The sequence below is a fragment of the Mesorhizobium sangaii genome (assembly GCF_014207355.1).
Lineage (GTDB): Bacteria > Pseudomonadota > Alphaproteobacteria > Rhizobiales > Rhizobiaceae > Mesorhizobium > Mesorhizobium sangaii.
Genome location: NZ_JACHEF010000010.1, coordinates 58,941 through 79,762 on the forward strand (window position 1 = coordinate 58,941; position 20,822 = coordinate 79,762).

General features: G+C 59.7%; 15 protein-coding genes and 3 pseudogenes. 8 read left to right on the forward strand and 10 right to left on the reverse strand.

All coding sequences use genetic code 11. The annotated features are described in order from the left end of the window. The first annotated feature begins 33 nt into the window (after positions 1-33). From HNQ71_RS31905 to HNQ71_RS31920, 4 genes are all read left to right on the forward strand, one after another. Complete coding sequence (locus HNQ71_RS31905; protein ID WP_184877994.1) at positions 34-1,269, forward strand: trans-sulfuration enzyme family protein; 1,236 nt, start codon at positions 34-36, stop codon at positions 1,267-1,269. A 63-nt stretch (positions 1,270-1,332) separates the two neighbouring features. Further along, positions 1,333-2,235, forward strand: coding sequence for a dihydrodipicolinate synthase family protein (locus HNQ71_RS31910; RefSeq protein ID WP_184877996.1), 903 nt, complete (start codon positions 1,333-1,335; stop codon positions 2,233-2,235). Positions 2,236-2,267: 32 nt separating this feature from the next. Beyond that, complete coding sequence (locus HNQ71_RS31915) at positions 2,268-2,912, forward strand: FMN-binding negative transcriptional regulator (protein ID WP_184877998.1); 645 nt, start codon at positions 2,268-2,270, stop codon at positions 2,910-2,912. A 168-nt stretch (positions 2,913-3,080) separates the two neighbouring features. Further along, the gene (locus tag HNQ71_RS31920; protein ID WP_184878000.1) at positions 3,081-3,971 is read left to right on the forward strand and encodes a metal-dependent hydrolase; all 891 of its coding nucleotides are present in this window, start codon (positions 3,081-3,083) and stop codon (positions 3,969-3,971) included. A 342-nt stretch (positions 3,972-4,313) separates the two neighbouring features. On the opposite strand, the gene HNQ71_RS31925 is transcribed toward HNQ71_RS31920, so the two are convergent. Next, positions 4,314-4,712 carry a winged helix-turn-helix transcriptional regulator gene (locus tag HNQ71_RS31925; RefSeq protein ID WP_184878002.1) on the reverse strand — a complete coding sequence of 133 codons (399 nt, stop codon included), beginning with the start codon at positions 4,710-4,712 and terminating at the stop codon, positions 4,314-4,316. A 91-nt stretch (positions 4,713-4,803) separates the two neighbouring features. Here HNQ71_RS31925 and HNQ71_RS31930 point away from each other — a divergent pair, with 91 nt between their 5' ends. Beyond that, complete coding sequence (locus HNQ71_RS31930; protein ID WP_184878004.1) at positions 4,804-5,646, forward strand: SDR family oxidoreductase; 843 nt, start codon at positions 4,804-4,806, stop codon at positions 5,644-5,646. A 584-nt stretch (positions 5,647-6,230) separates the two neighbouring features. Here the strand turns inward: HNQ71_RS31930 and HNQ71_RS31935 are convergent. Next, on the reverse strand, positions 6,231-7,118 hold the full coding sequence (locus tag HNQ71_RS31935; protein WP_184878007.1) for a LysR family transcriptional regulator: 888 nt from the start codon (positions 7,116-7,118) through the stop codon (positions 6,231-6,233). A gap of 372 nt (positions 7,119-7,490) precedes the next feature. Here HNQ71_RS31935 and HNQ71_RS31940 point away from each other — a divergent pair, with 372 nt between their 5' ends. Together HNQ71_RS31940 and HNQ71_RS31945 are read left to right on the forward strand one after the other, a co-directional pair. After that, on the forward strand, positions 7,491-7,922 hold the full coding sequence (locus HNQ71_RS31940; RefSeq protein ID WP_184878008.1) for a DoxX family protein: 432 nt from the start codon (positions 7,491-7,493) through the stop codon (positions 7,920-7,922). A 979-nt stretch (positions 7,923-8,901) separates the two neighbouring features. After that, a complete protein-coding gene (locus HNQ71_RS31945) occupies positions 8,902-10,206 on the forward strand; it encodes a SidA/IucD/PvdA family monooxygenase (protein WP_184878010.1) in 1,305 nt (434 codons plus the stop codon). Between the two features lie 224 nt (positions 10,207-10,430). Here the strand turns inward: HNQ71_RS31945 and HNQ71_RS31950 are convergent, their stop codons facing one another. Continuing rightward, entirely contained in the window at positions 10,431-10,904 is a 474-nt protein-coding gene (locus HNQ71_RS31950; protein ID WP_184878012.1) for a DDE-type integrase/transposase/recombinase, read from the reverse strand. Positions 10,905-11,175: 271 nt separating this feature from the next. Between HNQ71_RS31950 and HNQ71_RS31955 the strand changes: the two are divergent. After that, positions 11,176-11,399, forward strand: a pseudogene (locus HNQ71_RS31955) (IS6 family transposase); the annotation flags it as partial. Between the two features lie 53 nt (positions 11,400-11,452). Here HNQ71_RS31955 and HNQ71_RS31960 read toward each other — a convergent pair. The 7 genes and pseudogenes from HNQ71_RS31960 to HNQ71_RS31990 form a co-directional block, all read right to left on the reverse strand. After that, positions 11,453-12,499, reverse strand: a pseudogene (locus HNQ71_RS31960) (HlyD family type I secretion periplasmic adaptor subunit); the annotation flags it as partial. Further along, positions 12,447-13,400 (reverse strand): GDP-L-fucose synthase family protein, encoded by a 954-nt coding sequence (locus HNQ71_RS31965; RefSeq protein ID WP_184878013.1) that lies wholly within the window; start codon positions 13,398-13,400, stop codon positions 12,447-12,449. The pseudogene HNQ71_RS31960 and the gene HNQ71_RS31965, both read right to left, overlap by 53 nt. A gap of 450 nt (positions 13,401-13,850) precedes the next feature. Beyond that, positions 13,851-14,194: pseudogene (gene tnpA, locus HNQ71_RS35940) on the reverse strand (IS200/IS605 family transposase); the annotation flags it as partial. A gap of 638 nt (positions 14,195-14,832) precedes the next feature. Beyond that, on the reverse strand, positions 14,833-17,073 hold the full coding sequence (locus tag HNQ71_RS31975) for a mannose-1-phosphate guanylyltransferase/mannose-6-phosphate isomerase (RefSeq protein ID WP_184878015.1): 2,241 nt from the start codon (positions 17,071-17,073) through the stop codon (positions 14,833-14,835). A gap of 13 nt (positions 17,074-17,086) precedes the next feature. Then, positions 17,087-18,604 carry a phosphomannomutase/phosphoglucomutase gene (locus HNQ71_RS31980; protein ID WP_184878017.1) on the reverse strand — a complete coding sequence of 506 codons (1,518 nt, stop codon included), beginning with the start codon at positions 18,602-18,604 and terminating at the stop codon, positions 17,087-17,089. Between the two features lie 175 nt (positions 18,605-18,779). After that, positions 18,780-19,784 (reverse strand): nodulation protein NodZ, encoded by a 1,005-nt coding sequence (locus HNQ71_RS31985; protein ID WP_425492294.1) that lies wholly within the window; start codon positions 19,782-19,784, stop codon positions 18,780-18,782. 247 nt (positions 19,785-20,031) lie between these two features. Continuing rightward, complete coding sequence (locus tag HNQ71_RS31990) at positions 20,032-20,820, reverse strand: ABC transporter permease (protein WP_184878019.1); 789 nt, start codon at positions 20,818-20,820, stop codon at positions 20,032-20,034. Between the last annotated feature and the right edge of the window lie 2 nt (positions 20,821-20,822).

Consider the following 20,822-nt stretch of genomic DNA (forward strand, 5'->3'; position numbering starts at 1 on the left):
TCTGCCGAAAATCCAAGAGGACGCCACGAACTGATGACCCGCACGACCGATCCAATCAAGATGTGTGCTCCGGAGCGGTCGCACAGCGACGCCGACCTCGGCTTCGCCACCCGCGCAATCCATTTTGGCTACGATCCGATCGGATTTTCGAACGCAGTCCAGCCTCCGGTCTTCCTGACCTCCACATACGGCTTCGAGAGCGTGGCGGCTAATGAGGCCGCAGCCGCGCTCGGCGGCAGGCTTTACGCTCGCGAATACAATCCGACGACGGAAATCCTCGAGAAACGGCTCGCCAATCTGGAGGGAGCCGAGGCGAGTCTGGTCGTGGCATCCGGGATGGCTGCTTTCGGCACGCTGATCCTTTCGCTGCTGTCGCAGGGCGATGAACTCGTCGTGCACAAGACGCTTTACGCGAACACGCTCGCCATGGTCGAACAGGCGGTCCCGCGTTTTGGGATCAAGGTCGTCGCGGTCGATCTGTCCGAGCCAAGCAATCTCGATGGCGCGATCACTGACCGGACCCGGCTTGTTTTCTTCGAGACCCCGGTCAACCCGCTGAGCCGCATCCTCGACATCGCGGAAATTTCCGGACGCGCACACGCTCGCGGAGTTAAGGTGGCGGTGGACAGCACCTTCGCCTCGCCGGCACTCCAGCGGCCGCTGGAACACGGGGCCGATATCGTGATCCACTCGCTGACGAAGTATATCAACGGCCACGGCGATGCTCTCGGCGGGGTGATCTTGGGTGACGCTCAGACACTCCACACGCTGCACGAAACGGGTCTCCGCTACATCACCGGAGCGGCACTGTCACCACTGTCGGCGTTCCTGATCCTGCGCGGACTGAAGACGCTGACGCTCCGCATGGAACGGCACAGCGCGACGGCTCTTTCAACCGCGCAAGCGCTCGAGGCGCATCCCGCGGTGGCCTGGGTGAGCTACCCGTTCCTCGACTCGCATCCCGATCAGGCGATTGCCCGAAAGCAGATGTCCGAGGGATCAGGCATGTTGGCTTTCGGCCTCCACGCCGGGTTCGAGGGTGCGCGCCGCATGATGGACCGGCTCAACCTGGTCACTCGAGCTGTCAGCCTCGGGGATGCTGACAGCCTCATCTGCCATCCGGCCAGTCTGACACGTGCCCGTAAAAGCGTCCGCAAGGACGCTCATCTTGCCGATGGCGTTGGCGAGGACCTCATGCGTCTCTCGGTCGGTCTGGAAGACGCCGGCGACTTGATTGCTGATCTGAGGCAGGCGCTGGACCTGCTCTGATAAGCCGGTTCCCATCTCGCTTCCAACATCACTGGCGCTCATGCAGAAATCTGGAGCAACGCAATGGCATTCCTGAGCGGGCTTTCCGCATTCCCCATCACGCCGAGTGACCGTGACGGCCGCGTCGATACTAAGGCCCTGCGCAGGTTGATTAGACGGCTTTGCGCCGCAAAGGTCGATTCCATCGGCCTTCTCGGCAGCACCGGCACCTACATTTACCTCACGCGCGAGGAGCGGCGAGCGGCCCTTGCCGAAGCTTTGGACGAAGCCGGTGGGCAGACGCCGGTCGTGGTGGGCGTGGGCGCGCTGCGTACCGACGAGGCGGTCAAGCTCGCGCAGGACGCCAAGGCCCTCGGCGCTGCCGCGGGGTTGCTTGCGGCTGTCTCGTACACCCCGCTCACCGAGGACGAGGTGTTCGAACATTTCTCGACCGTGGCGCGCGAAGGTGGCCTTCCGATTGTCATCTACGACAATCCCGGAACGACGCATTTCCATTTCACTCCCGCACTTGTCAGCCGTTTGGCCAAGGTGCCGGGGATCGTCGCCATCAAAAATCCAACCGACAAGAGCGAAGCGATCGAGAGCCATCTGGCTGGGCAGAGGAGCATCGTGCCGGAAGGCTTTTCGATCGGCTACAGCGGCGATTGGAATGCCACTGAGGCCATGATCGCTGGTGCTGACACCTGGTACAGCGTGCTGGCCGGCATCCTGCCCGAGGTCTGCATGAAGATTGTCAGGGCGTCGCAGACGGGCGATGCGGCCGAAGCACGCCGCCTCGGCGCCGCATTGACGCCAATCTGGGATCTCTTCAAGCAGTTCTCCAGCCTCCGCGTCGTCTATGTGCTCGCCGAATTGCTCGACATTTGCCGCGCTGAACTTCCGCGCCCGATCCTGCCGCTCTCCGCTGTAGCAAAGCGTCAGATCGTCGAGGCGCTGGAACGCCTGCCGGCGGGCATTTTCCGATAAACCGTGAACCGCCCGACAGTGAAGGAACCTTCATGTATGTACCCCCACATTTCGACGAACCCAGTCAAGAGGCTCTCCACGATCTGATCGAGACGAGCGCCCTCGGCGTATTGATCACCCATGGCAGGAGCGGGCTCGATGCCAATCACATTCCCTTCGACCTCAATAGGTCGCAGGGTGAAAACGGTACCCTTCGCTGCCATGTCGCACGCAACAATCCGGTTTGGCAGGACGTGGCGACCGGCGATGAGGTTCTTGTGGTGTTCCGCGCCGGCGACGCTTACATCTCGCCGCAATGGTATCCAAGCAAGCAGGAGTTCCACAAACAGGTGCCGACCTGGAACTACATCGTCGCACATGCATATGGACGGATCACAATCCACGACGATGAACGCTATGTCCGCCGCAATGTCGCCAAACTGACTCACAGGCACGAGGCGGCCCAGCCTGTCCCGTGGAAGATGGGAGACGCACCGAGGGATTTTATCGACACAATGGTCAAGGCAATCGTCGGTCTCGAGATCGAGGTCACTCGTCTTGTCGGCAAAACCAAGCTCAGTCAGAACAAAGAGGTCCGCGATATCAGCAATGCCGGCGAAATGCTGAACGCCCAAGGCGACCGGCGCGTTGGTGAGGCGATGCTTGCAGCCGCCGCCCGGAAGTCCGAACAGGGCTGATTCGTCATCGCATCCGGAGAATCTGATTGCGGGAAGTCGGCAAACACCTTCCCGACTAGGATGAGCGCCTCACCAATCTCGCCGTCTTTCCGAACTTGAGGCAGGGCGCGTCTTATTCTTAGACAAAAATAAAACCTGGATCCGGCGTATCGGAAAGGCAGCAGAAGCATGAAATTCGAGACTTCGATCACGGCCGGCACCTTCGTGACCTTCCCGGGTGGTGCCCTTGCCGGACAAGGCAGGATCGAATTTGCAGCGCCTTGTGCAGATGGTTGGCTCGTCATCGCAGACCGAACGCCGGTGCATCCCGTCAGCTTTCGCTGGCCGGACCAACCCGCCGATCTAGGTCAGATAACCTTCGCGGATGGAGTAGTGGTTGAGATTGCGGATGCTTGGACAGGCCTGGTCGATGCTGGCGCCGGTGTGCTTTTGATGGGGGAGGAAGCGAAAGCCGTCAGGAAGGGCGAGGGGGAATGGCAGGGCGTAGTCGTACATATCGTTCAGTCGGATCGTGACCTCGGTCCTTATGTCGGCGAGGAAGCACGCTTCACGGTTGAACCGCGTAGACGTAAGGCACTCTCGATACCGCATACAGCGGCGCATCTTGCCGCGTTGGCACTGAATGCGGCTTCAGTTCCGTTCTGGACGAAGGATTTCGCGGATAGCGATGCGCTTGGGCGGCCAAATCTCGACAAGGCCGCAATAGAGAACTCCTCTATCGAGCCGACTGTGTCCACGGACGTCTATCGATTGGGCAAGTCGCTGAAGAAGAAGGGCTTTGATCGCGATGCCTTCCTCAGCAAACTTCATATCGTCGGTGCGGAAATCAGCGGAACGACAGGTCGCTGGCTGGAAACGAACTCGTTGGTCAGTTTGACGCCTTCCGAGGGATTGCTTGATGGAATTCGGCAGTGGCGATGCAACCTCGATGGCATCGAGGTCATCATCCCTTGCGGAGGGACCCATGTGGAGAGGCTGTCGGATATCGGTGATGTAAACATCACGTTGGCGCCCTCAGAGGATGGCTTTGTCATGACAACACGCGCTCGAGAAGCGTAAATCTTCGCCGAATTTCGCGGGCCAGGAACCGATATCGCCGCCCTCGACCCCAATCTTTGAGGCCTCGTGCGACCGTGAGGACGTGACCATCTAGTCGGCTCAAAGACTGCTCGGCATCATCGTCCTCCACGGCCGTCCCACCGATCAGAGATCTTGCGGCCCCACCTTACAACAGACAAGCAGGAGCATTGGTCGCCAGATACCGTCGTGTGACGCGGCGGACGTCGACCTGGCATGCGTTCCGCGCAAAGTCTTTGATATGGTGGCTCTTGGTCGCGGCGCTCCCCCGCGCACGCAAGAAAGTCCAGGCAGCTGGGCGCGCCTGCGAAGCCAACAATACTATTAATTGGCGTCATAGCTGGCTTGCGCAGCCAATACCTGCTCGATGTTTTCCTCGGCCCAGTGCGCAATCTCCACGACCTTACTTGCCAGCGTCAGTCCTAGCGGCGTTATCGAATATTCCACTGTAACAGGAACGGTAGCGAAAGCCTGGCGCCCGATAAGGCCGTCGCGCTCCATTTTTTTCAGTGTCTGGGACAGCATTTTCTGAGCCACCCCTTCGATCTCTCTGCGCAACTGATTGAAACGCCTAGGCCCTTCCGAGAGTCGCGCCAGAATGAGGACGACCCACTTGTCCGACAGGCGATCCAGCACAAGCCGCGTTGGGCAGTGCTCGCAAAATACATTTGGGCTCGCGTGCCCCGACGGCACGGTTCCTTCGGTGGTACCAGGTGTGCTCATGGTTCCCTCTTAACACATGGTTCCTTATTGACTAGGTAGTATCTCGCTAACAGCAGGTATCATATGGATACCATATTAGGAGAAATACATCATGTCAGGAAAGATTCTCGTGGTCGGCGCGACCGGCAACGTGGGGCAAGTCCTTGTCCGCGAGCTCGTCGCTGCCGGTGAACGGGTGAAAGCGGCCTCGCGCGCTGCGACGGCCATTACCGGGGCAGAAGCGATCCGGTTCGATCAAACCGATCCGTCAACCTACAGGGACGCTTTTAATGAGGTGGACCGCGTCTATGTTCTCGTCCCCAACGGCCGCCTCGATGTTTCCGATTACCTCATGCCGATATTGCGGGCGGCGATCGAAGGAAATGTAAAGGTTGTGCTGCAGACGGCTTTCGGCGTCGATGCCGACGACAGGACGCCCTACCGCCAGGCCGAGCTGTTCCTCGAACGCAGTGGGACGCCTTTCGTGATCGTGCGGCCCACATGGTTTGCGGACAACTTCCACCTATCGTGGCTTGCCGGGATCGAGGCGCAGGGCGTGATCGCCGTGCCGGCCGCAGATGGCAAGTCGAGCTTCATCGATGTCCGCGACATCGCAGGAAGCGCTGCGGCCGCCCTCAGGACCAGCCAGTTTGACGGCAGAGCCTACAACCTGACTGGTCCGTCTGCGCTAAGCTACCAAGAAGCAGCGAAAATTCTCTCCACAGTCGCAGGCAAAGAGATTCGATATCAGCCTGTCGATGACCAGACCTTCATTGCCAATCTGGCTAGATTTGGCATGCCGGCCGACTTTGCAAGCCATCTCGCCTCGATCTTCTATCCCGTCCGCGAAGGGTGGGTGGCTGCTGTCGCCGACGGCGTTGAGAGCTTGACCGGCAAACCCCCGCGGTCACTTGAGACCTATGCGGCGGACCACGCCGCCCTATTCAAGGACTAAGGCAGCCCAGGGGGCGGTGGCCAAGTGGTTTATCTCCTTTTAATCATCAAACCATCATGGCGCCGCTCTTGGCAAGTTGAACCAAAGCTCCAACCCACCAAGAAAATGTTGACGGCGTCGGAACGCCTTACGGCGCACGCGGTGCTCGTGAACCGAGCCCGCTTGATGGCGTCCCTGGCGGCCCTGCAGACGTGGGCTACCGACCACATCGGCAGTATCCTGGAAGCGCGCCAGCAATACGGTGCGAAACAGTAAGTGCTAATGCGGTGGGTAAGATTTAATTCTGGAAGTGAGCTTGATCGAGCCTAACACGAAGAATGATGCGGCGTTCATATGATCGCCAACAATCTCACTGAGCCTGTCAGCTGCCCTTCGCACCTGCCCGTGAAGGGGGGTACCAGCCTGCGCAGGCGCTTCGTCGGTCATGGTCCTTCATCTGCACGTATTGTCCATAAACCGTCCGTTTTCCGCACGTCGGTGAACGGTGGCCGTTAGGCTGCAACCCGAACGTCTTCCGTGTCCGAAAACCATGTTCGGAAACAATCGTCCGGATGACGTTACGCGTAATGGCAGGTGGCGACGGGCTACTTGGAAACAAATTTTTCGATCAGCCATGCTCCAGCGGGACCCAGTGCCTTTTCCTTCCTGTAGGCGATAACCAATGGGAAGCTTGGCATCAAATCAGAACCCTCCCAGCTTTCTGGTCTCAGCTCGATCAACCGTGCGGCGGCAATATCCCCCTCAACCCGTGATCGCGGCATTGAACCCCAGCCGACGCCGGCGAGGATGAGGTCGTATTTCGTCTGAAGGTCGTTGACGCGCCACCGGTTGGCTGCATGCACGCCATAATCTCGCCCACTGTCAAACTGGGGAGCCGGGCTGATAACCAATTGGGTGTAGTCACGCAGTATCGTTGCGCTGAACGTCCCATCAATTTTGCCAAGCGGATGCGTTGGTGCCGCGACCGGGACCAGATCGATTCGACCGCACACCCGCCGTTCGAATTCATCAGGTTGGCGCTCGGCAAGCAAACCCAGGTCAGCAGTTCCGTCGCGCAAGGCTTTGGCCGCAGCATCGAAGGTTTCGGTCAAGATGCGAATTTCAACGAAAGGGAAAGCCTGGGTGAATTCCCCAAGCACACGGCTCAGCAGGATCGCTGGCGTGTAGGAGACAACCGCCAGGGTGAGTTCTGCCTCGAGCCCGTTTGAAATTCCTTGCGCCTGGTGCCGCCAATCGGCGACGTCGTCAAGAATCCGCCGTGCGCGCGGCAACAAGGCTTTGCCCGCTTCCGTGAGAACCGGGCGGTAGGCGGAGCGATCAAAAAGAGGGAACCCGCTCTGTTCCTCCAATTTCTGAATTGTATAGGTGATGGCCGACTGAGCCCGATTCATGCGGCGAGCAGTTGCGGCAAAGCTGCCTTCTTCGACGATCGTGACGAATACCAGGAATTGATCGAGGGTGAGCGCGTCCATAGTCATGCCCAAAGATCTGACGTTTTCAAAGAGTATCCAAGATTCCCGCGATTCAACCTTCCCGATGCCGAGTGCGCGTAGCCATCTGCCCCACAGTCACTCTGACTTCGCTTCCATCGATTGTTGGCCAGAAGCCTCTGCAAGGACCAGCGCCGCAGATCGTCAGGCCATTTCCGCTCGGATCGCCGTGTACAGCGACTATATCAGTTTATTTGAATAACTACACCGAAATTTGATCGATTTCTTTGGTGGTGCTGCGATCTAAAATCACTCGAACAGGCAGGAAGTAACGCGCTCCGCCGGCGTATGTGCTGGCTACCTTGCCTGCGCCCCGAGAGGTGGTGCTGCTTTTCAGCCTGATGGAGTTATCGGATGTCAAATACCTTGAGTTTTGCGCCTACACAGCCGGCAGGGAAGCCGCTGCGAGCCGGGCTGTGGGTCGCCCAATTGCTCGTTTTCACGTCCTTTACCCTGTTTGGCGGCATGAAGCTGTTCATGCCGGTCGAACAATTGGCGGCAATGTGGGTCTGGCCCGGCGCAGTGCCCCCATGGTTCCTGCACCTTATGGGCCTCATCGACATTGCGGGCGGATTTGGCGTGCTGTTGCCTGCGCTAACTCGGATTCAGCCACGCCTCACCGTTCTGGCTGCACTCGGTTGTGTGCTGCTGCAAATCGCAGCGACAATCTTTCATTTATCGCGAGGTGAAGCCTCGGTCGTACCACTCAACATCATCCTGCTCGCCCTTTCAGCGTTCATTCTGTGGGGCCGCGGTAAGAAGGCTCCCATCCCGCCGCGTGGATGAGAGTCCGAGAGAGTGAAACCGCAAGCTGTCCGATTGCTGCGCCATCATGTCCGGGTGGCTGATTCCTCGCACCTGGAGTTGCACCCAGGAGAGGCGCGCCAGCCAAATGCGGGCGCCCGTCACAGTCCTGAAGTCCTCGGGCAGGCTGAGCTTCTTCGGCGAGATCGCCGATCTTGCGGAGCCCGCCGATCAATCGGCGGCTTGCCGAGGCCCACCGCCGTGTTGCAGCGGTTGCCGCCGGTTCGGCAACGGGGTTCTGGCGCATGTTAGGACACCCGGCGGTCCAACAAGCGCTGCACATACTACTTCGACGAGTTCCGTCTTCCCGTCTCTAAGTCTGCGCCCAAGCTTAATTCGGTCGACCCCCGTCGTACGTGACCCGTATGCCCGGCAGCGGGGGGAGGGGCGCTGCCGTGAAGCGTCCGCCATCAAATCAATGTCGGATTTCCGACAGTGTCGGATTTCCGATTGCACAGAAAATCAGCTAACTCATTGCTTTAATAAGTTTTTCGTCTTTGGCTCGGTCTTTGCACGGGGGTCTCCGAACACATCAGCGAGACGTCGTCCCATGATCATGCTCACCGAAAATGCCGTCGCCGCCGTGAAGACTGCGCTGTCGGGTGCCGCCAGGCCGGCGGAAGGCCGAATACAGGGCTTGTACAGGGAAGGACCGCTTCCGTCGCGGCCGGGAAACAGCCATTCCTACAGTCGGGGCAGCCGCCAATAGCCCCGTAAGATGCGCCCGACAGCATCACGTAGCGGTGCCGTGCCAGACCCGGATGACGCCGCTCCCGCTGTCGATGTCGCCGACCTTGAGACCGACGGCTCGGAGGCGTGCAGGTCTTTGGCTTACTCGCACATCCGGTCGGGACCGCGGCTCGAAAGTGCCCACGAGAGGGGGAGTAAGCCCAATGGCTATGGCCGATATTCGCCGCGAACATGCCGCTAAGTTTGGGAAACACCAATAGGAGCAAAGCAAGTGGAGCTTTCTTGCATTGGGGTCGGCGCTGGGCCGTCTAATTTGAGTCTTGCGTGTCAGATACACGAAGAAATTGGGCAAGGGGCGTTGTTCCTGGATCGGCAGGTCGACTTCCGCTGGCATGCAGGCATCGCATTCGAATCCTCGGAACTCCAGGTCAGCCACTTCAAGGATCTGGTCACGCTGGTGAATCCGCGATCAGCCTACACTTTCGTAAACTACCTGTACGAGAACGGGCGTCTGTACCACTTCCTGAACGCACAGTTCGAAGCCGTGCTCAGAGCTGAGTTCGAGCAATATCTGAACTGGGCCTTCCATAAGAACCCGTTTGTCCGCGGCGGCGAGACGGTGCGCGAAATCCGCTTTGACGGCGAGTTTCGGGTTCGGACGGATAACGCGGTTCTTGGCGCCCGAAATGTTGTGGTCGGCATTGGCAAGCAGGCGCAAATACCGCCTCAGTTTCAAGGCTGGACTGGACGCAATCTGTTCCACTCATCTGTTTTACTGCACATCCATCCTGAGGTGCGGAAAAAGCATGTTTGCGTGGTTGGCGGAGGCCAGTCAGGAGCCGAGGTGCTGTTGCACCTTGTCGGCCTGCCGCAAGAACGGCGGCCTCAATCGATCACTTGGGTCTCGCAGCGCGAAAACTACCTGCCCATGGACAACAGCCCGTTCACAAACGAGTTGTTCATGCCCTGCTTTTCGGATCGTTTCGCGGCGATGAGCGAGTCGCAGCGCAAGCTGCTCTTGCGTCGTTTCGGGCTTGCCTCGGACGGCATTTCGGAAACCGCGTTACGCGCGATCTATCAGGCGTTATACCGCCACGCATTTCTCGAGCCAAACCAATGCGACATCACACTGCGGCCGGGCTGCACCGTCTCGCACTGCATCAACGCCGGCGCAAGTCACAGGCTGACCCTGCAGCACGGCATGGACGAGGTCGAAGAAGTCACGGCCGACATCGTCATCCTGGCTACTGGATACCAGAACGCCCTGCCAGATTTCTTGAAACCGATCGTGGACCGGCTGGAGCAGATCGACAATGAGTTGGCCATTCGCGAGGATTTTTCGGTGCGCTGGGACGGACCGCGTTACAGACGCATCTTCGTACAGAACGCGAGCCCCGGGCAGCGCGGGCTGGCCGATCCGAACCTAAGCCTTCTGGCCTGGCGCGCGCGTCGCATCCTCGACAGCCTTCGGGGGCGCGTGCCATGCGCGAAACCCGAGCACCCTGGCTTCATCAGCCGTACCTCCATCGAGAACTGGCCCGAACCCGTGGCCGAAGAAATGGGCAGCGGGATATGACTACTGATCATCGGCGGTGGCATCCAAGGAATGATGTCCCGCCTCCGCTGCGGCGAAGGCCGGAGCCTTTTCCGAAATCATCGTGACCGAACAAGCCTTTGGATCGATCGGCGCATCGCATTATTCTGGGGGCGTGCATTCCCCTACGGAACAGAAAACCTACATAAGGTTTCGGTTCTGTAGCAAACTCTGAGGTAGGCCGTGAACAAGGAGTTTTTGCCTGCCTATAAGGCAGCGAGGATTTCGAACTGCTCGGCGATCGAAGGGTTTGGGTTGTAGGCGTACCTCGCCTGTTGTCTGCGCATCATCTGGATCATCTCGATGCGGGACAAAATGGTCGTGGCGGTTGCCACCGACCTGAAGCCAAGCATGGATGGATCCGGCACTTGATGCGCCGGTGATCCTTCTCGATCCGGAAGGTATTGGCTCTGCCGGATGCGGATCGGCTTCAGCGACCGCCGTGACCGATCCCGGAGCCGCGTTTCCGCATCGCAGAGGCATATCGCCGCGTGATTGGTGTGGCTGCCGTCGATGATCATGCGATCCGGTTGGCCATGGCGCGTAAGAGCCTGACGAAAGAAGCGCTTCGCCGCCGATAGGTCACGGTTTTCGTTAAGGGACAACTCCACCGTGTCACCGACGCTGTCGATGGCGCGATAGAGATACATCCATGGTCCGCGGACCTTGCTGTAGGTCACATCCATAACCTGCCAGTGACGGATCGCTTGCGCCGGTTGAACCGCTCCAGCAGTTGCGGCGAAAAGTGCACGACCCAGCGATGCACGACGGAATGATCGACGCATAGGCCGCGTTCGGCCATCGTCTCCTCAAGGCTGAGATTGTAAGCAGGTACCAGCACACGCACAGTAGCATGACAGATGGTGCGGCCACGTTGACTTCAGTTTAACGGCGCGCTTGTAGATTCGGCAGGGTGGGCTCGCCGACCATCAACTATAAGAACCATAGTTTCTGTCACATATCATCGCCCGGGCGGTTTGGCTCTATTTTCGCTTTCCATTGGGTTTACGGCTGGTCGAAGAGATGCTGATGGCACGCGGCATTATTGTATTGTTTCTCGTGAAACCATCCGGCGATGGGGTCGGAAGTTGGGCCCTGTCTTTGCCAAGCAACTACAGCGTAAGAAACCGTCGCATCGTGATCTCTGGGACCTGGATGAGGTCGTGATTTCCATCGTGCTCGACCTGCAGCATGACCTGGCGTTTCGCCGCTCCATACGACCGCAGGGGGGCGTGGTTCTCAGATTGAAGGCCGACATCCGCAGCACGGCCTTGTGGCCAAGCTGGATTTGATCGATGTCCTTGGGGGGAGATCCGTACTTCCAGCACGAGATCGTCACCTTCTGGCACACAATTAGCATAATCTGATCGGCGGGGTGTGATCACTCCGCCGACGGTATGAACCGCGAGTGGCTGAACGACACCGGATTGCGGCGCGACAATATCGATCCGTCGCACTTGGTCTTCAGCCGCCATCTTGCGCTCGACATATTCCCCTACTTGCGCGCCTGAACCTCTCTGAGCTCCTGGCCGACTTCCGTCTTGAGATCCTGATTGATCTGCCCGATCTGCAGGCGCGTTTCGGTTATGCGTCCGGCGACTGTGCCTGATAGGCGATCTTCTCACCGCGTTCGCCGCCGAAAGTGACCACCTGCGTCTTCAGGCTGTTCAAGCGTTGGTCCGAGACAATTCCTTGTTCGCGCAACCCACTCAGGGCAGCGATTTCCTTTTGGAGAATCTCGATGCGTTTTTCATAGGCAATCTCCTGCGCCTTGAGTCCCTACATCTCGTGCTCATATTGGGTAATGCGCTCCGCTAGCTGGGCCTGCCTCCCTTCGCGGGATTGTCTGCGGAATTCGAACAGCCGCGTCTCATTTGTATCGCCGAAGCTACGTCCGGAACATGTCTGCGGGCAAGCAGCCATTCGGGAAGGCGATCTCCGCCAGATCGTCACGCTCAGCTTTGAGCCGTGCTACCGGGGGCGGCCAGCTCATCGAGTCGCTTGGTGACGATGGCGAGATTGGCGCGGGTCTGGGTGGCATCGAGCCGCATGACGATGTCGCCGGCTTTCACCTGACGCCTTCGCCCACCAGGATTTCTCCCACAACCCCGCCGGTTGGGTGATACACCTTCTTCACATAGGAATCGACGACAAAGTGTCCGGACGCGACAACCGCACCGGAGAGATTCGTGACGGCTGCCCAGACTCCGGCTCCTCCAACGTCAAGCTTTATGATGGCGGAGAAAATCCTCGTACGTCGCTTGCAATCCGGCACCAAGAGACGTTTTGGCTTTCCCGCCAAGGGTATGCAAGCGCGATACGTCCAGCAGCTTGCGCGGGGTGCCGTCCGGCTTCGTCGTGTCGAACACCAAATCGCCCTCGTAGCGGACCGTCGCCTTAATCAGTTCCGCCAGTTCGCGAATTGTGACGTCCTCTCCAACGCCAACATTGATCAGAGGCGCGGTCTCGGGAGCCGTCAAGGCGCCAAAATCCGAATCCGGCAGGCCAAGCAGGAATGCAATGGCATCCCCTATATCCAAAGAGTACATGAACTCTCGCCGGGGCCTTCCGGATCCCCAGACCACGACCGAGGAGTCACCGTTCATTCTGGCCTGATGAAACCGTCGCATCAGAGCAGGGAGAACGTGAGAGTTGTCGGGGTGATAATTATCTCCGGGACCGTACAAATTGGTCGGCATCAACGCGAGATAGCGCGTCTGATACTGTCGGTTGAAAGACCAGCATGATTCAACGCCTGCTATCTTTGCCAAAGCGTAGGGACGATTTGTCGCTTCAAGCGGACCGGATAGTAGGTAGTCCTCTCGTATCGGTTGCGGGCAATCCCGTGGGTAGATACACGAGCTACCAAGAAAGATCATCCGCTCGACGCCGGATGCGTGGGCGGCATCAAAAACGCTGACTTGAATCGCGAGATTGTTATGAAGGAAATCAACCGGAAAGCTTGCGTTGGCAAGAATGCCACCAACCTTTGCGGCGCACATAATGACGTAATCCGGTCTTTGCGACATAAAGAACTCGCGGGTCGCGGTCCGATCGGAGAGATCCAGTTCATCGTGAGTCCGCGTTATTATTTCATACGATTCTAAGGCCGCGAGGGCCCCTACTGTGGCGGATCCAACAAGGCCGCGATGGCCCGCTACATAGACTTTTTTCATGTCTTCATTCTCATCTGCTTACGTTTGTATTTCGGACGCAGCTGGTCAGCCTGCATGCGACGTTCACCGCCGGCTGCCCGCGAAATCGGGTAAGCGCCTATGCACTTGGGGAACCTCGTCGGCTCGAGCCAACGCGATATAGCTTGCGCAGAGCGCGGAAGAATCTGGCCGCATGGACATGCGCCTCAGTGGTGTTCGGCGTACACGAGAAAACACTCCAGCGAGCGCGAATATCGATAACTATTCTTAGGGCTCATCCTTGAATTGTTCCTATGCAACGCTCCGCAAGATTGGTGAAATCGTTTGTTTCAATGAAACGCATCCACGAAATGGATAGCCGCGGATATGCTTCAACGGCTTGATGTGAATTCTCTACCGCCTGTAGGGCGGTGGCTTCAGGTTACGGCTTAAAGCCGGATGGGTCCGCCCTTGGGCGGACAGGGAGCGAACTCACGTCACATTGAAGTTGTCCTGGCTCGGGTGGCACCTGGTTCTTGATGTATTCGGCCAACATCTCATCGGTCACATTCCCGCTGCTCACCACCCAATAGCCCCTCGCCCAAAGGTGCTGGCCCAATAGCGCTGGCGCAGTATCCCGAACTCGCTCAGCAGCTTGTGCGAACTGCGCCCCTTCCGGTGTTGCACCGCACGAGACACCGACAGGCTGGGTGGGATCGACACCAGCATATGCACATGGTCGCGATTGATCGATCCGGCATGCACAACCATCTCATGTGCATCTCATGTGCCTGCGCCGTCTCCCGCAACAGCTCCCGGCACCGGTTTCCAACGTCCGGCGCACGCCGCGCCAGGTAAACGTGACGGGACGGTGATCGCGCAGAAGCAGCAATCGTCTCGATCGCCCCCGGCCTGGGCAGCATGCTTGCCGGCTGCGGCAATCACCGGGCGAGGTGTCGCCGGCATCCATGGCCATCACCGTCCGCCTTACGGGTCGTTCCGGCACGCCGCTGCACGGGCACCATGCGGCAAAGACGATCCGTGCCGAGATTCGCATCGAATCGAATCGATGAGAGTGGAAACGTCCGCCTTCTGCTCCGCAACGAGCGATGAAGAGCGTGTCGGGAAACGAGCGGCTCGGCGATTGTCGCCCCAAGGCGTTCGATGCCGAAGCCGGATCGACCTAGGCGATCTTGTCGGAGGGGAGGGCCGGGCACGTCGGCTCGCGCAGGGGCTGCGCCGTGCCGACGCGGATCGTCTCGATGCGGTTGTCCACGCTGTGGAAGAGGGGATCGAGGCGCCGAGCGCCGAGGCCTTTCGCTTCGCGCGTCGCGGAGCTGGACCATCAGCTTGGCGGTATAGCGCGTCTGCCTCGTCAGTGCTTGCACCAGGACTCGCAGCTTTCAGGCTACCTTCAGCAAGGCGGCAGTCACCGTGGGAATGCTTTGCGGGGGAGATTGGCAACTCCAGCCCCTCAGCTCTCCCTCTCTACCGTGCCGTCCAAATACTGAGTCAGTGCGCAGACCAAATGATAGAAGATGCTGGCCGGCACCTCTGACGCGAGCGAGCGGCCGCGATCGTCGATGCGGTCGATCCATAGGCCGAGCGGCGCTGGATCGATGTGCCAGCGGAAAAGACGGCCGACACGCTCCTCAATCTCCGGCTTGAGGTCGGGCCCGCCTGAATCATCAAGCGCAATCGCCGCCTTGATCGCCTCTGCCTGCGGCCAGCTGCGCGACACCCGGTCGAGCGGCAGGCCCTGCCGCGAGACGGCGCCGTAGGCAAGGCCGGTGGCGCGGTTGAGGCCGTTGGCGACGGCCGAGGCATAGAGCTTGCGGGCAAAGGCGGTGAGCTCGGTCTGGCCACTGCGGTCGGCGAAATCGACCAGCAGCGAAGCCCATTCGAAATGATGGCCGGGCTCGGTCCAGGTGGCTTTCTCGCTGTTTGCCGACTTCCAGCCGTCGTCGAAATATTCGCCGACCGTCCAGCTTTCGGCATCGAAGAAATGGCTGCGGAAGAGATCGATGATGCGCGAGGCACGGCGCAGATGGGCGCGCTCGCCAGTCGCCCGGTGCCAAGCGAGGAAGGCTTCGAGCAGATGCATATGCGGGTTGGAGCGCCGTTCGCCCATACCATCCAAGGTGTCGAGGAAGCCAGTCATGCGGCTGTCCTCGAGATGCGCATCAAGAAAAGCGAAAGTCTCTTCGCCGAGCCGCAAGGCATCGGGATGGTTGGACATATGGGCATGCGCCAAGGCCAAGAGCACGCAGGAATGATCGTAGGCGTCCTCAACCGGATCGGCGACCGAGCCGTCGACATTGAGTGTGCGCACCCAGCCGCCTCTATCGGTGCGACCCTTTCCGGCCATGAAGTCAATGCCGTGGGCGATCAGCCGCTCGGCCGGGCCGTCCCAGCCGCGCGCCTTGGCGACCGCGAAGGCGTAGACCTGGCGCGCCTGCGTGCGCATGCGTTTAGGCTTCATCACCGGCGAGCCGTCGAAGGCCAGCGCCTCGTGGAAGCCGCCATGGCGCTCATCGACGCCCAATGTCGACCACAGCGGCAGCGTCTCCTCGAACAGCCAGTGACGTACGCGACGGCGCCAGGCACCGCTGTCGATGACGCGGTCATGCGCTGGCGTGAATCTCGTCTCCAACCGGCCGGATTTTTCCAACTGCTCGACGATCTTCTTGACGTGCTGGCTGTGGCTGACCGGCGCAACGAAGATTGCGTCCACCGTCGTGACGATGGCGACGTCCTTCATCCCGATCGCCGACACCAGGCGACCGTCGCTGCGGATATAGGAGTTCTCGCAATCGATGGCGACGACGTCGCCGACGATGACGTTTCCCTCTTTGTCGGAGGGGCCGACATCGAGCAGCGATTGCCAGGAACCTAGATCGTTCCAGCGGAAGCCGGCAGGCACCATGGCGATATCCTTCGCACACTCCATGACGGCGTAGTCGATCGAAGTCGAAGGGATGGCCGAATAGAGTTCCAGAGGCATATAGAGGCCGGACAGATCGCTGGTCGCCGCCTTGTAGGCGGCTTCGGTGGCCTGCCAGATTTTCGGCTCGAAAGCGGCGAAGGCATCGCGCATGGCGCCGGCGCGAAACAGGAAGATACCGGTATTCCAGTAGAAACTACCGGCCCCGAGATAGGTCTGGGCCGTTGCAAGATCGGGCTTCTCGACGAAGCGTGAGACATCGAACACGCCGTCCCGGTCGGTCGCGACCTCGATATAGCCGTAACCTGTTTCGGGCTGCGTCGGCTTGATGCCGAACACCACCAGCCGGCCGGCGCTGGCCGCCGCTGCGCCCGCCTCGATGCTCTCCCAGAACTGGTGAGGCGTTGAAATCTCATGGTCGGAGGGCACCACCAGCACTAACTCATCGCCATATTCGGAGAGCGTGCGCAGGCTGGCCAGCGCGACAGCGGCCGCCGTGTTGCGGCCGGTCGGCTCGAACAGCGGACCGCCGCCGGCGAGATCGAGACCGGCGAGATCGGCATGGACGCGGTCGGCATGACGCTCCGAGGCGATCAGGAAGATCGGCGTTTCGCCTTCCGGCTTTGCCGTCAGCCGGCGCAAGGTCTTGGCCAGCATGGAGCCATCGCCGGACAGATCGTGGAACTGTTTGGGATTGTCCTGGCGCGACAGCGGCCAGAGCCGCGAGCCGACGCCGCCGCTGATGACAAAACTGACGATCCGCTCGGTCATTCGGCTCTCGCGACTAGAAAGTCTGGTTGTAGGCGCCGACTTCGGGGCTGCGGCGCAGCACGCCGTCGACGGCGTCGAACATCTGCCGGCGGCGCTGCGACGACACCGGGCTCTCGACGACGACGACAAGCTCCGGCTTGTTCGACGACGCCCGCACCAGGCCCCAGGTGCCGTCCTCGGCGACGACGCGCACGCCGTTGACGGTGATCAGATCGATGATCTTCTGACCAGCGAAGCTTACGCCATCGCGCTGCATCGCCTGGAAATCGGCAACCACCCGCTCGACCACGCCATACTTCACTTCGTCGGCGCAGTGCGGCGACATGGTCGGGGTGCCGAAGGTCAGCGGCAGCGCCCGGTAGAGGTCGGCCATCGAACTGCCGGGGCTGCGATCCAGCATCTGGCAGATGGCGATGGCGGTGACCAGCCCGTCGTCATAGCCGCGCCCGATGGGCGGATTGAAGAAGAAATGGCCTGACTTTTCGAAGCCGGCGACGGCGCCGAGCTCGGCGACGCGGCGCTTGATGTAGGAGTGGCCGGTCTTCCAGTAGTCGGTGACGGCGCCGTTGGCGCGCAGGACAGCGTCGGTGTTGAACAGGCCGGTCGACTTGACGTCGACCACGAAGGTCGAGCCAGGGTGGAGCAGCGAAATATCGCGCGCGAGCATGACGCCCACCTTGTCGGCAAAAATCTCGTTGCCTTCATTGTCGACGACGCCGCAACGGTCGCCATCGCCGTCGAAGCCGAGACCGACATCGGCGCCCGTCTCCAGCACCTTGTCCCTGATGGCATGCAGCATCTTCATGTCCTCGGGGTTGGGATTGTAGCGCGGGAAGGTATGGTCGAGCTCGACATCGAGCGGGATCACGTCGCAGCCGATGCGCTGCAGCGCTTCCGGGGCAAAGGCACCGGCAGTGCCGTTGCCGCAAGCGGCGACCACTTTCAGCTTTCGCGCGATGCGCTTGTCGCGGGTCAGGTCGTCGAGATAGGTCGCGCGAAAATCGCGGACGAAATCATAGGAGCCGCCGCCGGCGAGGTCGAAGTCGCCGGCCAGGACGATCGCCTTCAAGGCGCTCATCTCTTCCGGACCAAAGGTCAGCGGCCGCGCCGCGCCCATCTTGACGCCGGTCCAGCCATTCTCGTTGTGCGAGGCGGTGACCATGGCGACGGACGGCGTCTCCAGCGCGAACTGGGCGAAATAAGCCATCGGCGACAGCGCCAGGCCGATATCCCTCACCTTTGCACCGGCGGCCATCAGGCCGGTGACCAGCGCCAGTTTGATCGACAGCGAATAGGAACGGAAGTCATGTCCGGTGACGATATCGGGTCCGGCGCCGAGGCGGCGGATCAGCGTGCCGAGCCCCATGCCAAGCGCCTGGACGCCGATCAGATTAAGCTCGGGCGGCACCTCCGAGGCCGGATGGCCGAACCACCAGCGCGCATCATATTCGCGAAAGCCGGACGGTTTGGTCAGCGCCGAGGTTTCGAATTCGAAACTGTTGGGTCGGGCCTCGCCAACGGATTTGGTCATCACGGTCAGGCGGCTCCAGGCAAACAGTGGACCGGAGTTCGACAGTAGGCACAATGGCTTACTCTCGCTTTCCGCCTCTTCTGGCGGGTCTTGGTCTCGCCGGAAAACCAAAAGCGCCGAATCGCCGAGGGGCGTCTACCCATCAGAACCAGAGTCGACGGGGGTGCCAGGACTTTCACCAAGTCGGGAGATGTTCGGAGGAGTTGTCAATTAAGCTCAAACGACCCGGATCGTTCAAATCGAATTCAATAGTACGTGGCGCGAAGAGGCGGGCATAGCGCGAGAAGGCGCTGGTCGGCGGAAAGCGAATGACGGTATCGCACCGCCCAAGGAGGTACATCTCGACGAGCGCAGAAAAACCGCCGTTAACGCCCAGTGCCGCGCTGTGTAATGGTCCGGCCCGATCCGCTTGGAAGTGTTTTGGAATAGTGAAAAGATCGGGAATCACGCCCGACAAGTCATGGCGCACCTGCGCACTGTCAGTACACAAGAACACCTTCACAGGTCTTGAATGTGGTAGCGCTTTAGCCTTGCGAATGGCCGTGCATACCTGCCGGAAGGCGAGTTCCGGATCAGCCCAGTACGGAGCGTGCTCCATAATATCTTCGCCGTTGCCGTGCCGGACATGCACCCCGATTATGCTGTGATCCTTGAAGTGCTCCTGGTAGATGGCGTCAATCCGAGCTTCAATTTCAGGCCTCGGTTTGATACTCCGAAAAATCTGTAGTTCGGCATCCACATCGCAACGCCACATCAAGCAAGCATCGCATACTACTGTGTTGGCTTCAGTGTCACCTTGGGCTTCGAAAAGCTCCCTCAGCTCTTCACGTTCTCGGAAAATCTGTTCATCTGGGCGGAAAACGCAGTGGATCGATGGCTTATTCCACCATGGCGGGAAGAATGGCCCAGGCAATGAGAGCTCGTTGACCTGGTCGTCGCAAATAACCGGTACGCCAGCGATGTCTTGAATTGGTTCGAAGAACACCGGAAACGCATTCGTGAAGGGTTGATCGAGATAACAGGAGCCACGCCAATCTATCGCTAGCGTTCGCCCTGTGCGCTGCGCGTAGGACCAAGCTGCCGCCAGCGACCAAATGCAATCACCAAAACCGGTGCGCCGTCGAGAAACGACGAACCGATCCTTGCCGGAACCCATCATCTGTGATCGCGGTCCCATCATCTCGTTCTCCATTTATCGTGACAAGAAAGTCAAATTGCCCGTCTCAAGACTGTTCCATCTGACTGGGCTGCAATGTCGCTCGCCGTAAGGCGGACTTTCCTGTGGAAATGTCGCACGTCGGCTGCAAAACGGAGATAGCGTCTTTGAGGTGCTTGCAGCGAATGGCCAACTATGGGCCGGATGATTATGCGCCTGCGCGCGAACTTCGTGGCACTGCATCACGGATCTCCTTCTCTCGGAAGTTATCTCAACGCATCAGGCGCCGGCGAAGCAGCACCATCGAGAGGAAGAACGGCAACACCGCGTACATGCAAAGCGCAGCGATATGCAGGGCGATGCCGCCAGCCTGGCGATCAAGCATTTCCGGACGAATAAGGTCGATCGAATGTGCCAGCGGCAAAAAGTGCGCTACCTGCTGAAAGGTGCCTGACAATTGGGTGACCGGGAAGACCGCGCCTGACAGGAACAGCATGGGTGTGAGGAAGAGCGACTGGTAGAATACAAAATAGTGGTAACTGGGCGCAAGCGCGGTAACGGTCATCGCCAGGCTTGCAAAGGCGAAGCCAGTGAGAGCGATGGCTGGTAGCACATAGAGGACGGACGGCCATGCCGCATAGCCCAGCGTGGCGGCAACAATCGTAATTGTCGTACCTGCCATAAAGGCCTTGGTGGCTGCCCACGCCAATTCACCGAGAACGATGTCGCCGAGGGTAAGTTGTGTGTACAGGATTGCTTCCCAGGTGCGCTGTTCGCGCATGCGAGGGAAAGCCGCATAAATTGTTTCGAAGGTCGACGCGGTCATCGCGCTTGTCGCGACCATGCCGGCTGCCAAAAAAGCAACGTACGACGTATCTTCAACGCGACCTACCATCATTCCGAGGCCAGTGCCGAGTCCGAAAAGATAGATCATAGGATCGGCGAGGTTACCGAGAATTGACGCAAGTGCAGCCTTCTTCCATGATAGATAGTTGCGGCGCCACACCGCAATCCAGTTCCACGCGTTGGCGGGTAGGGCCGCCGCAAAATCTTCACCCATCG